Below are 12568 nucleotides of genomic sequence, written 5' to 3' on the forward strand. Positions count from 1 at the left end.
GCTCTCGACATAAAGCGTGCCTGTCAATACGAATATCCACCTGCTCCTTACAGGCAGACGCGCCAAGAAGCTGAGATACAGAACGCCTACGGTAGTGACTGCCAGACAGCCAACGATGGTCTAGGAGTAATAAACATGGCCTGTGGGATGCAGGCCCTCGAAGAGCTTGAACATTTCGTGAATCTGCGCGGCTTCGTCGAGGGAAAGATAATAAAAGATCTCGGCAAGTCCGGCCCAGTGTCGTCTGTCTTTGCCTCCGACCCTCCATTCACAGCGCGCGACCACCGTGAGCAAAGCGGCCCTCAAGAGCAGGATCATCGATGAGAATCATGCCGGCGCGTTGGCTTCGTGGCCCAGATTGAATTGCCGTTCAACACCCCATTTGATAGTGAAGGCCCTGGACGTACTTCAGATATTGCCTGACACAATGCGCGCCCGATAAGCAGAACCCCGGGAGGGCCAGGCCAGCCTGCACCATTTTGACGTGTGACTGACGGTCATAAGAGGGTTTCGAAGAGAGTGATCATGTGGCGAAGCATACCCATCCTCATACGGATGCCAAGGACTTGCCGCCATACATGCGCGGTAGCCCTTCTCCGTCTCACGTGTGGGATTGATGGAGCTTTCAACGACGGAGCAGGTGACTGGTGGATTGGAAATCTTCCGGTGCCGCCACAGTGAATTCACAATAGGTGTGATGTTCTGGATGTCGAAATCCGAGCCTCCTCGCATGCAACATCACCCTGGAGACCTGTGGGCCGTCCATCGTGCGGCACTGACCTTCGCTGTAGAGGCGGTCGCCGAGAATCGAGTGTCCGATCGTCTCAAGATGCGCTCGAATTTGATGGGTCCTGCCTGTACGAGGCATCAGCACGAGATGCGAAGCCACTCCTCCAAAGATCTCCTCAACCCTGTATGCGGTGGTGGCGGGTTTCGGACGCAGGGTGCGCGTCGACGTCCGTGTCGGTCTGCCTGTCTCAGGACCAATGGCCTTGTCAATCAGGCCTACCGCCGGGTGCGGTACTCCATGGACGAGCGCTTCATATTCCCTGTTCACGCTGTGGCACTCGAATTGTTCCGACAGGCGCCGATGAGCCGCCTTGGTTTTGGCAACCACGAGGACCCCAGAGGTGTCCTTATCGAGTCGATGGACAACGCCGATGTGGTCTACGCTGCCGGACGTGTTCGCATGGTGGAGTAAGGCGTTGAGCAATGTGTCGTTCCAATGCCCGGGGCCTGGGTGAGACACAATCCCGGCTGGTTTGTTGACGACCAAGCAGGCAGCATCTTCGAAGAGAATGTCCAGCGCTTGCGTCTGCCCGTTGAACAACATGGGCGCCGGCTGCGGGGTGTCGAGGTGGACGATGTCACCCGGCTGAAGTTTCCGACTTGGTTTGGCGACTCGATGGTTGATGCGCACCCACCCGGCTTCGATCATTCGCTGTAAGGCCGCGCGCGACAACTTTGGTTCACGATGAACCAGAAATAGGTCCAATCGTTTCGGTCGTTCCCCGGCAGAGATGATGAATTCGGTCTGCATACGTATCAAGCCCTGGCGATGCCGCGCGATAGCCTCACGGCATTGCGCTTCAACCGAAGTCCTGCGCCTGGCTGGAAATGGCGCGATCTTGTGACGTCCCTACGACGTCCGTCAACGCGCGGGTGCTAGGCGTTCCTGGGGCGAACCAGGAGTGTCCCGCTTGAGTTGTTCGACTTGTCGTTCCTTGTCGGCAAGTTGGCCTTTGAGTTGCTGAATCTCCCGTTCAAGTCGGGAAATCATGGTTGATGGGTCTGACAAAGTATCGTCGCTTAGGGATGATCCGTTCGGTTGAACTGGGCGAGTCTCGCCAGGTTGGCCGGGATACGGGGCTTGCTGTGTCACTGGTGATCGGTCCGTCAAGCGGAGATGGGCCAGATATCCGTCGTAGTCCAAGATCATTTCGTTCGCCGAGGCTCGGTGCCCCCCGGACCAGTTGGCTTTCATCGCCAGGACATATCGTCTTGGTTCAATGTTCAGGACACCGCCGCTTCCATGGACTGAATACAGGGGATTACTCTGGATCTTCGCGAGCTCTGGTGAGTGTTTCGTGAGAGGGGTTCGATGATTCGCAATGACAATATGAAGTCGATGCGCCTCCTGAAAGAGGCCGCCTGACGTGACCAGGCTGTCTTCGATGCCGCCTTTCCGGATGACCGCGAAGGCCACCCATTCATGCGGTAAGGCCTGTTGGAACGCTGCCGTCACGCTCGGCAGGATCTGCTGCAGATCTTCGACTGAAAAGACATCGCGCACCGGCTTCGGTTCGTCCATCATGCCAACGCGCTGTTCGAGAAACAGCCTGCTGAGAATGGCAAACAGGTCCTGCTCATTCCAGTGAGCTGGATGTTGGTACTGCACTGAGGGGCGCTCAGAGGGGACAACAGAATCCAACCTCACGAACCATGTCGCCTCAGCCTGAATCGGTCGAGTCTGTATTGGAGGCGCGGCGCACGCCGAGGCCAGGAGAAGAATGATGAGTCCAACGCAGGAGTGGAAGAGATTGGCGTGGAGCACATTGGCGCCGAATGAACGGGCGCGAAGAAATCCACTGACGGGAGGTCGAGAGAGCGCCCCCTTACGCGTGGCCGGCTTTTCGAGCACGGTCGGCGATCTTCTTTCGAAGACGGGCTTTTTCGAGACTGATCTGCGCTTCTTTGACCTCTGAAGGGAGGCCTCCTGCCTGGAGGCGCTGTTCGGCCTTTTCCACGGCCTGCTGTGCGCGACCAACATCGATATCCTCAGCCTTCTCGGCAATTTCGGCCATGACGGTGACTTTGGCAGGTGTGACTTCGGCATAGCCCCACAAGATCGACATGTAGTGCCAGACATCGTGTGACTTATAACGCAGCTCGCCGATGCGCAGACTGGACAGGAGGTGGCAATGTCCCGGAAGGACACCGAACTCGCCCTCACTGCCGGGAGCGATGACTTCATCGACCTCCTGGCTCAGGAGCAATTTTTCCGGCGTCACGACTTCTAACAGAATCTTTCCTGCCATCGTTCTTTTCCTGCTCTCTAGCAAAAGGGCTAGCGGTCAGGATGCCCTGCCGTGCGCGCATCGGCCGAGCACCTTCTAAGCGTGCGCGGTCTGCGAGCACAAGGGCATCTGGCTGCTAGACCTTGACGCCCATCTTTTCTGCCTTCGCGACCGCTTCTTCGATTGGGCCGACCATGTAGAAGGCCTGTTCGGGCAGATGATCGTACTTGCCCTCGAGGATCTCCTTGAAGCTGCGGACCGTATCCTTGAGTTTCACGTACTTACCCGGTGCACCGGTGAAGGCTTCGGCGACGTGGAACGGCTGCGACAGGAACCGTTGAATTTTTCTTGCCCGGGCCACGACCATCTTGTCGTCTTCCGACAATTCATCCATGCCCAAAATGGCAATGATGTCCTGCAAATCTTTGTACCGCTGCAACACGGATTGTACACCGCGCGCGACTTTGTAATGCTCTTCACCGATCACCTGAGGATCGAGAATACGTGAAGTCGAATCGAGGGGATCGACAGCCGGATAGATTCCCAACTCAGCCAATTGGCGCGACAACACGGTGGTGGCGTCCAAGTGGGCAAACGCGGTAGCCGGCGCCGGGTCGGTCAAGTCGTCTGCAGGGACATAAATGGCTTGCACCGACGTAATGGATCCTTTTTTCGTCGAGGTAATCCGCTCTTGGAGCGCACCCATTTCAGTGGATAGGTTCGGTTGATACCCCACCGCGGACGGCATGCGGCCGAGCAACGCAGAGACCTCGGATCCGGCCTGGGTAAACCGGAAGATGTTATCCACGAACAACAACACGTCCTGATTTTCTTCGTCCCGGAAGAATTCCGCCACGGCCAAGCCGGTCAATGCGACGCGGAGGCGCGCGCCCGGCGGCTCGTTCATCTGCCCATACACCAAAGCTGCTTTGGACTTGGTATGGTCATCGGGATCAATGACTTTGGACTCCTGCATTTCGTGCCAGAGGTCGTTACCTTCACGCGTCCGCTCTCCGACGCCCGCGAACACTGAGAATCCACCATGGTGGAGCGCGATGTTGTTGATGAGCTCCATGATGATGACGGTCTTGCCGACTCCGGCGCCGCCGAAGAGCCCGACTTTTCCACCCTTACTGTAGGGTTCCAACAAATCGACGACCTTGATGCCGGTTTCCAAGACTTCTGTCTTCGTGTCCTGATCTTCCAATCTCGGGGCTGGACGATGGATTGGATACGTTTTGTTCGTCTTGATCGGACCTTTTTCATCGACTGGTTCGCCAAGCACGTTGATCAGTCGTCCCAACGTTTCCCGTCCAACGGGTACGGCGATCGGCGCACCGGTATCCGTCACGTCCATCCCGCGCGTAAGACCATCCGTCGTCGACATCGCAATGCCGCGGACGCGATTCTCTCCGAGGTGAGAGGCGACTTCGAGGGTGATCCGCACCGCCGGCTTTCCGGCCGCCTTATTTTCTTCTTGCGTCACCTTCAGCGCGTTGTAGATGTTCGGCAGTTGACCGGGAGGAAACTCCACGTCGACCACGGGGCCGATGACTTGAATGACTTTTCCTGTGCTCATAACGCTCCTCTTGTCGTCACTGATGCACCCGGTAGCTTACCGTCGTGCAGCATTCCTCAGTCCAGATTTTATTTCAGGGCCTCTGCGCCACCCACGATATCCATGAGTTCTTTGGTGATGGCCGCCTGGCGGGTCTTGTTGTAATACAAGGTGACTTTCTTGATCAGCTGACCCGCATTCCGGGTCGCGCCGTCCATCGCCGCCATCCGTGCGCCATGCTCTGCGGCCGCCGACTCCAACAAAATACGGTACGTCTGAATTTGAAAGTGCTTCGGCACCAAGGCGTTCAGCAATTCAGCCTCATCCGGCTCGTACAAGTAGCTGCCACCGGTCGAAGTCTGCTCCGGCCCGTTTGGCGCAGTGCCGAACTCAGCAGCCGCGTCGATAGGGAATAACTTTTCGACGATCACGCGTTGTTGAATGGCTGACTTGAACTCGTTGTACACGACATAGAGCTCGTCGAAGGTGCCCTTCACAAAGTTTTCGGTCAGGTCTCCACCGATATCGATGGCATGCTCAAAACTCAATTTATCGAAAATCCCGGTCCACTCCTGCCTGATGGGCCAGGACCGCCGGCGGAAATAATCACGGCCCTTTCGTCCGATCAGGCTGAGATTGACCGACAACCCTTGCGACTCGCATTGCCGGACAAACTCGGCGCTCTTTCTGACGATGTTGCCGTTGAACCCACCGCAGAGACCGCGATCGCTCGTGACGACGAGGATTTCGATTTTCTTCCCTTCTCGCTTTTGGAGTAACGGATGGGAGGTACGATTCACACGTTGGCTCAGATTGCTGAGCACCCCGCGCATCTTGTGCGCATAGGGTCGCGCAGCCAGAATACGATCTTGCGAACGCTTGAGCTTCGCGGCCGCAACCATCTTCATGGCTTTGGTAATTTTCTGCGTATTCTTAAAGGCGGCGATTTTTCGCCGCAGAGATTGTAAGCTCGGCATTCGTGTACGCTCTCAGCCCCTAGCGTCACGCCCTCAGCTCGAGGCTGAACGGCAACGCGTGGTGGCTATTTTAATCCGTAGCCCATTTTCTGTTTGAAGGTGGCGATGATTTCTTTTAGCTTGCCCCCCACCTTGTCGTCGATCTTGCCGACCGTGGCGATATCTTTGCGCATGTCCTGGTGATTTTGCGCGACGTAATGAAGCAGGTCCGCTTCGAACTGCAACACCTTGTCCACGGGCACGTCGTCCAGGAATCCATTGACGCCGGCATAAATCGACAACACCTGATCGGCAACCGGCATGGGCTTATATTGTCCCTGCTTGAGCAGTTCCACCATGCGGACACCGCGGGCCAACTGCATTTGCGTGGCCTTGTCGAGTTCACTGCCGAACTGGGAAAAGGCCGCCATTTCACGATACTGCGCAAGATCAAGCCGGAGAGTACCAGCCACCTGCTTCATAGTCTTAATCTGGGCAGACCCACCGACGCGAGACACGGAGAGACCGACGTTAATTGCCGGACGGATACCTGAATAGAACAAATCGCTGCCCAGGTAGATCTGCCCATCAGTAATGGAGATGACGTTGGTCGGAATATACGCCGAGACGTCGCCGGCCTGGGTCTCGATGATCGGAAGGGCCGTTAAGCTCCCACCGCCCAATTTATCGCTCAATTTTGCCGCCCGCTCCAAAAGACGAGAGTGCAGATAGAACACGTCGCCGGGATAGGCCTCACGGCCAGGCGGGCGACGGAGCAACAAGGACAACTGCCGATAGGCGACCGCGTGCTTCGACAAATCATCATAGACGATCAACGCATGCTTGCCGTTGTCACGGAAATACTCACCGATCGCGGCGCCCGCAAACGGGGCCAGGAACTGCATCGGGGCAGGATCGCTGGCCGTCGCGGCCACGACCATGCTGTATTCCATGGCGTGATTTTCTTCGAGCGTCTTCACCACGCGGGCCACGGTTGACCGTTTCTGGCCGACGGCGACATAGATACAGAAGACACCTAGGCCCTTCTGGTTGATGATCGTATCGACGGCGATCGCGGTCTTTCCGGTCTGGCGGTCGCCGATGATCAATTCGCGCTGTCCTCGACCGATAGGAATCATGGCATCGATCGCCTTGATGCCCGTCTGCAACGGTTCTCGCACGGATTGTCTGGTGTTCACGCCCGGCGCCACCACCTCAATACGTGAAGAATGTTGCGAGTTGATCGGTCCCTTGCCGTCGATCGGCTGTCCGATGGCGTTGACCACGCGTCCGACCAGCGCTTCGCCCACGGGGATTTCCGCAATGCGGCCCGTGCGCTTGACTGGATCGCCTTCTTTGATGCCGACATCGTCGCCCATCAACACGGCACCGACATTGTCTTCCTCGAGGTTCAAGGCGATGCCGTACAGCCCGCCCGGGAATTCGAGCATTTCTCCGGCCATCGCGCCATCGAGGCCGTAGACTTTCGCGATACCGTCGCCGACCTGAATGACGGACCCGGTCTGGCTGACATCGACCTGTTGATCGAAGCCCTTGATCTTCTCTTTGATAATGGAGCTGATCTCTTCTGCCTTGATCTGCATGGCTACTCCTTGGTCAACACTCGCTGCATGGCGCTCAGTCGGCCCCGGACCGTGCTGTCTACGACGGTGCTGCCCAGGCGGATATGGAGGCCGGCGACATGTTCAGGTTCTGTATGGAAAGTGACATCGACATCGCGCCGCAGGACATCGCGCAGTCGGGCGGTAATCCGATCCTGCTCCGTCGCGGGCAAGGCGGTTGCGGAGGACACGAGCACTTGCTGGGTCCCTTTGGATTCATCCACCAGCTTGGCAAAGGCCTCGGCGATATCGGGCAGGAAACTGACGCGATTTTTTTTCACCAACTGATCGAGGAACCGCTTGACCACCGGCGGACATCCACACTGAGTAGCCAATTCAATCAGCACGGCGAGCTTGGTGGCTTCCGGAAACACGGGTGAGGCAATCGCGTGCCGCAGGGCGGCTGATTGCGTGAACGCCTCCCCCAAACCATTCAATCCGGCTCGGGCCGACTCGATGCTGGGAGTGTCAAGAAGTTCGAACAGAGCCTTTGCGTATCGACGTGCGACGGCTGTCTTAATCACAATACCTATCCGCTACGGTTAACCGTGTTTTGATCAAACGGGAAGCTTGCGTGCGGTGGGCACGACAAAAAGCGCGCCAAGTTAGCATTCAAACGCTGGTACTGTCAAGGAGGAAGGGCACTTCACAAGGAGCAAGGCCCCAGATGTGATACACCGACCGCTTAGCAAAACCTGGTGAGACAAACCATTGTCGCCGCCACACCTTCTATGCAGGAAGAAGATCTGCGGCCTCGGACCGCTGAATGATTCCCCCCCCGAGAACCCGATCGCCGGCATAAAATACGGCGGACTGTCCGGGGCTCAATGCTCGCTGCGGCTGATGAAATTGAGCCAGTAGGCGTCCTTCGCCAGAAGGGAGAAGCGTCGCCGTTGAGGGCGGAGAGGCATACCGAATCTTCACTTCCGCTTCCACCGGGTGAACCCCAACGGCCTCATCGAAGACCCTCAGATCACCGATCACACATTGCGACTGGACAAGCTGCTCCTCGGCACACAGGACAACCTGAGCCGACTCCGGCACGACCTTTTGCACATACAACCGCTGCCCCACCGCAACACCGAGTCCGCGACGTTGCCCCGGCGTGTAGAAGGCAATGCCTTCATGTCGACCGAGCACTTGGCCATCGACCCCCACGAACGACCCTGGCTGCTTCAGTTCGGGGCGCTCTTTCTCCAGAAAGGTGCGATAGTCCCCATGGCTGACGAAACAGATTTCCTGACTCTCCTTGAGCTCTTCGACCGGCAGCCCCAGCGCTTCGGCTTCCTGCCAGACCTGCTGCTTCTGCATGTGCCCGACAGGGAACAAGACCTTCGGCAGCCAGGCCGCATTCATGCGATAGAGAAAGTAGCTCTGGTCCTTGCGCGCGTCGAGCGCCCGATGCAACGACCACACCCCCTCGGCGTGGCCCACTCGCGCATAATGTCCTGTGGCCACATAGTCTATGCCACGCTCCTGGGCCAGGGCGTAGAGGGAGTGCAATTTCACACGCTCATTGCACCGGACACAGGGGTTCGGCGTGATGCCAGACGCATACCCGGCCACGAAATCGTCGATGACGCCGCGCTGAAAGACGTCGCGCCGATCGACCACTTCATATGGAATACGTAGACGCTGCGCCACAAATTTCGCAATGCCGATTTTGCAGCACCCCCGCTCTTCCCAGCGCTTTGATACCGCAATCGCCTCGTCTTCGTGCTCCCAGACCTGGAGGGTGACCCCGTGCACGTCGTAGCCTTGCCGCACGAGCAACGCGGCAGCGACGGAGCTGTCCACTCCGCCGCTCATACCTAGCAGCACACTTTGGCGCTTCATAATTTCGATCGAGAGGATATCGGGATGATTACTTACGGCTCTTGCGTCTTCACCTTGCCCCGATGGGCCACCAGGTCACGCACTCCGGGGTCTTGCGGCGCACCGAACTCCGACACGTCATCCTCCACCCACTTCTCCGCCCCCATGTTGCTCATGCCGTGGAAATGAGCCCCTTCTTCGATGACCACCACTGGGCTCTGGATGTCGCCGATGAGAATGCCCGGCTTTTGAATCTCGACTTTTTGGGATGCAGTGACGGAGCCCTTCACCCGCCCACTGATTTCAACCGAGCCGGCGGCAATCACACCCTTGATCACGGCACTTTCGCCGACGATCACCGCTCCGCCCGTGTGAACCTCTCCCTCTACACGCCCATCGATCCGAACCGTGCCATCAAACGTCACGATACCCTTAAAACTGGTGCCCTTCCCGAGAAAGGTGAACTTGTCAACTTCCGCGACGGACTGCTTTTTGGTCTCACCCCACATCAGCGTCCTCCTTGACGTACCCCACAGCGGCGACCGGCCGTGGCGCGGACTAAAAAAAACTCACCCTGCCCGCTTCCTGCGCGCAAGGCCCACTCTGCCTGGACGAACTCGGCGGTGAACCGACCTAGCCGTTCACCAGTTTCACACCTTGCCCACGTGTCGTCCCCTGAGGCTCACGCGTTCCCGTCTGGCTCATCTCCAGAGTCCCGTTGAAGACCACCCCTTCTTCCATCGCCAGCAACGGAGCCTTCACGCCCGCATTGACCACGGCAGGAGCCCGCAACTTTACCTTTTCACGCGCGCTGATATCGCCGGTGATCTTCCCCTTGCATACCACCGTCCCGGCTGTGATCTTCGCCGTCAACACGGCATCTTCCCCGACCAACAGCACGCCTTCCGTATGAATTTCTCCATCCAAATTGCCATCGATACGCACCGTGCCGTTATAAGAAATGACTCCCTTAAAGCTCACGCCCTTCCCGACAAAGGCATTGATTTCTTCGCTTCCTTCACGTGGTACCGCGGCTTCCAAATTGTCCATCTCCATTCCCTCACTTTGTCCCGCTTGACGCTTTCCCTCTGGCTTGTCCTTAATCCACATACCCTACCTCCACAAACAAATGACGATGCTCCGACCATTGACCGGGAACATCTACTAGCCGATTAGCGACATCAGCAACGTTCTGACGGCATTCTACTCCGGTCAAACAGAGAAAATCGCCCCGAAAATGTGCCGGCCATTACTCAAGCAACCGCTCCACCAGCCCGTCCAATTCTTCCGGAGAAAAATAATGGATGACGATTTTTCCGCCGCGACGTCCCCGCTGCACATCAACCCTGGTTCCCAGGCGTTTTTGCAGCCGCTCCTCGAGATCCGATCGCAAGGGTGCCCGAACGGGTCGCTTCCCTGCCTTCTTCGCTTCCGCATGGCCCTGCACCAACCGCTCCGCGTCGCGTACCGACAATTGCTCGCTGACAATCTGCGTGGCCAGACTCACTTGCGCAGCCGGCGTCATCAACCCCAAAATCACTTTCGCATGCCCTGCAGACAATTGATCCGCCTCAATCATCTGCTGTACTTCAGGAGGCAACGAGGTCAACCGCAACATGTTCGCCACAGACGAACGATCGCAGGCAACTTTCTGCGCGATGGCCTCCTGGGTGAGTCCGAACTCGTTCACCATGCGCTGATAGGCCCGCGCGGTTTCCATGGGATTCAGGTCATCCCGCTGCAGGTTTTCCACCAAGGCGAGCACCATCGACTCTTGATCGGACACGTTTCGAACAAGAGCTGGAATCTTCTGTATTCCAGCCAACTTAGCGGCTCTCAGGCGTCTCTCTCCGGCAATGAGCTCATATATGCCGTCCCCCTTGCGTCGCACCAGAATCGGTTGCAGCAAGCCGTTTTGCTTGAGTGAAGCCGTCAGTTCAGCCAGCTCCACCTCGGAGAACTGCTGCCGTGGCTGAAACCGGTTGGGAACAATGGCTTCCAAGCGCAGTTCCTGCACGTCGCCGCGCTCAGGATCCGTGGTTATTCGACCGCTCGGCAAGAGCGCATCGAGACCTCTACCGAGGGCTTTTTTCTCCATGGGTCACAAACTCCTTAGCTAGGGAAAGATAGGCCTGGGCACCGGAGGATGCCATGTTGTAAAGCAACGCGGGGCGCCCATAACTGGGAGCCTCAGCGAGTGTCACATTACGAGGGATCATGGTTTGATACACGCTTTCACCAAAGTGCCCACGAATCTGCTCGACCACTTGGCGCGCCAGCGAATTCCGTGCGTCGTACATGGTGAGCACAATGCCCTCAATCTCAAGACCGGGATTAAGGGACTGTCTCAGGCGCTGTATGCTCTCCATGAGTCGCCCCAAACCTTCCATGGCGTAATACTCACATTGCACGGGAATCAAGACTGAATGGGCCGCCACCATCGCATTGATCGTCAAGAGTCCAAGCGCTGGCGGGCAATCCAACAGAATGGTGTCATACCGATCGGCAACTTCCGCCAAGGCTTCCTTCAGGCGCTGCTCTCGCCCCTCAATGTTCACGAGTTCGACCTCAGCGCCGGCAAGGTGTGAGTTGGCAGGAACCAAGGACAACCCATTTACCGCAGTATTCATGGTCAGAGACGCGATACTTTCCTTCACAATCAAGGCATTGTAGATCGTCTTTCCCAGCGCCATAGCATCGACGCCAAGTCCGCTGGTGGCATTTCCTTGCGGATCAATGTCCACCAGCAACACAGATCCCCCTTCAATTGCCAGGGCTGCAGCGAGATTCACGGAGGTGGTTGTTTTTCCAACTCCACCTTTTTGATTTGCAACCGCAATGATTCGAGCCATCTCGCCCCCAATCCGCTAGAACATAGCCACATTTCAACCGTGATGTTCCACGTGGAACATCCACTCACTTAGCAAATACCGACAACACTCGATGCCCGTACCCAGATGGAAGCTCATACTCGAGTTCTTTAAGCAAAGCAAGGTTGCCGAGACTAACGCCTCCACCAACCCGTTCGGCTCGGTACAAAATCACCTTCCCACCGGGCTTGAGCAACTCCGCGAGCGCCGCCCCCCATCCATCCACTTTCAAGGCCCGAACCACAATATAATCAAATGCCTGAACCGAATCCTGCCTCTTCACATAGCCTTCCAATTTGGCAGTGATGACCGTCATGTTCTGCAAATCAAGCGATCCAATCATGTACCGCAAAAACGAGCTCCTCTTCTCGCTTGGCTCAAGCAATACCATCGCCAGATCAGGCCGAACAAATTTCAGTGGCAAGGAAGGGAATCCAGCCCCGGCACCGATATCTAGCACGCACTTTTTTCCATTACTATCAATCACTTTCGCGCCAACAATCGAGTCAATGAAATGCTTCACCACAATCTCCTCATCCTGCTCAATGGCGGTGAGATTAATGGCCCGATTCCAGGTTTTCAGCTCACTCAAATAGCGAAGGAATTGCGAAATTGACGACCCAGGAAGGGGAAGTGTGAGCTGAGCGGCAAATGATCGAAGAGAGGCCTCGAACTGAGTTGCATCCTGTTCCACGTGGAACAATTACGCGAAATAGCTCACAGGGGTCAA

Annotated in this window: 14 protein-coding genes; all 14 read right to left on the reverse strand. The window is 56.9% G+C overall.

All coding sequences use genetic code 11. The features are described 5' to 3' along the window. Nucleotides 1–120: 120 nt before the first annotated feature. Nucleotides 121–318, reverse strand: a complete 198-nt coding sequence (locus tag JNL86_12875) for a hypothetical protein (protein MBL8043802.1) — start codon at nt 316–318, stop codon at nt 121–123. 307 nt (nt 319–625) lie between these two features. Then, the gene (locus JNL86_12880) at nt 626–1540 is read right to left on the reverse strand and encodes an RluA family pseudouridine synthase (protein ID MBL8043803.1); all 915 of its coding nucleotides are present in this window, start codon (nt 1538–1540) and stop codon (nt 626–628) included. Nucleotides 1541–1651: 111 nt separating this feature from the next. Continuing rightward, the gene (locus tag JNL86_12885; protein ID MBL8043804.1) at nt 1652–2641 is read right to left on the reverse strand and encodes a hypothetical protein; all 990 of its coding nucleotides are present in this window, start codon (nt 2639–2641) and stop codon (nt 1652–1654) included. After that, nucleotides 2616–3038 (reverse strand): F0F1 ATP synthase subunit epsilon, encoded by a 423-nt coding sequence (locus JNL86_12890; GenBank protein MBL8043805.1) that lies wholly within the window; start codon nt 3036–3038, stop codon nt 2616–2618. The genes JNL86_12885 and JNL86_12890 overlap by 26 nt, the downstream gene beginning before the upstream one ends. A gap of 115 nt (nt 3039–3153) precedes the next feature. Next, nucleotides 3154–4596, reverse strand: coding sequence for a F0F1 ATP synthase subunit beta (atpD, locus tag JNL86_12895; GenBank protein ID MBL8043806.1), 1443 nt, complete (start codon nt 4594–4596; stop codon nt 3154–3156). Nucleotides 4597–4664: 68 nt separating this feature from the next. Beyond that, a complete protein-coding gene (atpG, locus tag JNL86_12900; GenBank protein MBL8043807.1) occupies nt 4665–5552 on the reverse strand; it encodes an ATP synthase F1 subunit gamma in 888 nt (295 codons plus the stop codon). Nucleotides 5553–5617: 65 nt separating this feature from the next. Continuing rightward, the gene (locus tag JNL86_12905) at nt 5618–7135 is read right to left on the reverse strand and encodes a F0F1 ATP synthase subunit alpha (protein MBL8043808.1); all 1518 of its coding nucleotides are present in this window, start codon (nt 7133–7135) and stop codon (nt 5618–5620) included. A 2-nt stretch (nt 7136–7137) separates the two neighbouring features. Next, the gene (gene atpH, locus JNL86_12910; protein MBL8043809.1) at nt 7138–7677 is read right to left on the reverse strand and encodes an ATP synthase F1 subunit delta; all 540 of its coding nucleotides are present in this window, start codon (nt 7675–7677) and stop codon (nt 7138–7140) included. Between the two features lie 205 nt (nt 7678–7882). Then, nucleotides 7883–8989, reverse strand: a complete 1107-nt coding sequence (gene mnmA, locus JNL86_12915) for a tRNA 2-thiouridine(34) synthase MnmA (protein MBL8043810.1) — start codon at nt 8987–8989, stop codon at nt 7883–7885. A gap of 32 nt (nt 8990–9021) precedes the next feature. Further along, nucleotides 9022–9477: a polymer-forming cytoskeletal protein gene (locus JNL86_12920; GenBank protein MBL8043811.1), complete on the reverse strand. Its 456-nt coding sequence runs from the start codon at nt 9475–9477 to the stop codon at nt 9022–9024. 124 nt (nt 9478–9601) lie between these two features. Then, complete coding sequence (locus JNL86_12925) at nt 9602–10078, reverse strand: polymer-forming cytoskeletal protein (protein MBL8043812.1); 477 nt, start codon at nt 10076–10078, stop codon at nt 9602–9604. A 139-nt stretch (nt 10079–10217) separates the two neighbouring features. After that, entirely contained in the window at nt 10218–11066 is an 849-nt protein-coding gene (locus tag JNL86_12930) for a ParB/RepB/Spo0J family partition protein (protein MBL8043813.1), read from the reverse strand. Next, nucleotides 11044–11820, reverse strand: coding sequence for a ParA family protein (locus JNL86_12935; GenBank protein MBL8043814.1), 777 nt, complete (start codon nt 11818–11820; stop codon nt 11044–11046). Before JNL86_12935 ends, JNL86_12930 begins: the two co-directional genes overlap by 23 nt. Before the next feature lie 64 nt (nt 11821–11884). Then, a complete protein-coding gene (gene rsmG, locus JNL86_12940; GenBank protein ID MBL8043815.1) occupies nt 11885–12532 on the reverse strand; it encodes a 16S rRNA (guanine(527)-N(7))-methyltransferase RsmG in 648 nt (215 codons plus the stop codon). Nucleotides 12533–12568: the final 36 nt, after the last annotated feature.

Source organism: Nitrospira sp. (assembly GCA_016788885.1).
Classification (GTDB): Bacteria; Nitrospirota; Nitrospiria; order Nitrospirales; family Nitrospiraceae; genus Nitrospira_A.

Coding starts and splice junctions, on each gene's coding strand:
- JNL86_12875 (MBL8043802.1), bottom strand. CDS start 318: ATGATCCTGCTCTTGAGGGCCGCTTTGCTCACGGTGGTCGCGCGCTGT.
- JNL86_12880 (MBL8043803.1), bottom strand. CDS start 1,540: ATGCAGACCGAATTCATCATCTCTGCCGGGGAACGACCGAAACGATTG.
- JNL86_12890 (MBL8043805.1), bottom strand. CDS start 3,038: ATGGCAGGAAAGATTCTGTTAGAAGTCGTGACGCCGGAAAAATTGCTC.
- atpD (MBL8043806.1), bottom strand. CDS start 4,596: ATGAGCACAGGAAAAGTCATTCAAGTCATCGGCCCCGTGGTCGACGTG.
- atpG (MBL8043807.1), bottom strand. CDS start 5,552: ATGCCGAGCTTACAATCTCTGCGGCGAAAAATCGCCGCCTTTAAGAAT.
- JNL86_12905 (MBL8043808.1), bottom strand. CDS start 7,135: ATGCAGATCAAGGCAGAAGAGATCAGCTCCATTATCAAAGAGAAGATC.
- mnmA (MBL8043810.1), bottom strand. CDS start 8,989: ATGAAGCGCCAAAGTGTGCTGCTAGGTATGAGCGGCGGAGTGGACAGC.
- JNL86_12920 (MBL8043811.1), bottom strand. CDS start 9,477: ATGTGGGGTGAGACCAAAAAGCAGTCCGTCGCGGAAGTTGACAAGTTC.
- JNL86_12925 (MBL8043812.1), bottom strand. CDS start 10,078: ATGTGGATTAAGGACAAGCCAGAGGGAAAGCGTCAAGCGGGACAAAGT.
- JNL86_12930 (MBL8043813.1), bottom strand. CDS start 11,066: ATGGAGAAAAAAGCCCTCGGTAGAGGTCTCGATGCGCTCTTGCCGAGC.
- JNL86_12935 (MBL8043814.1), bottom strand. CDS start 11,820: ATGGCTCGAATCATTGCGGTTGCAAATCAAAAAGGTGGAGTTGGAAAA.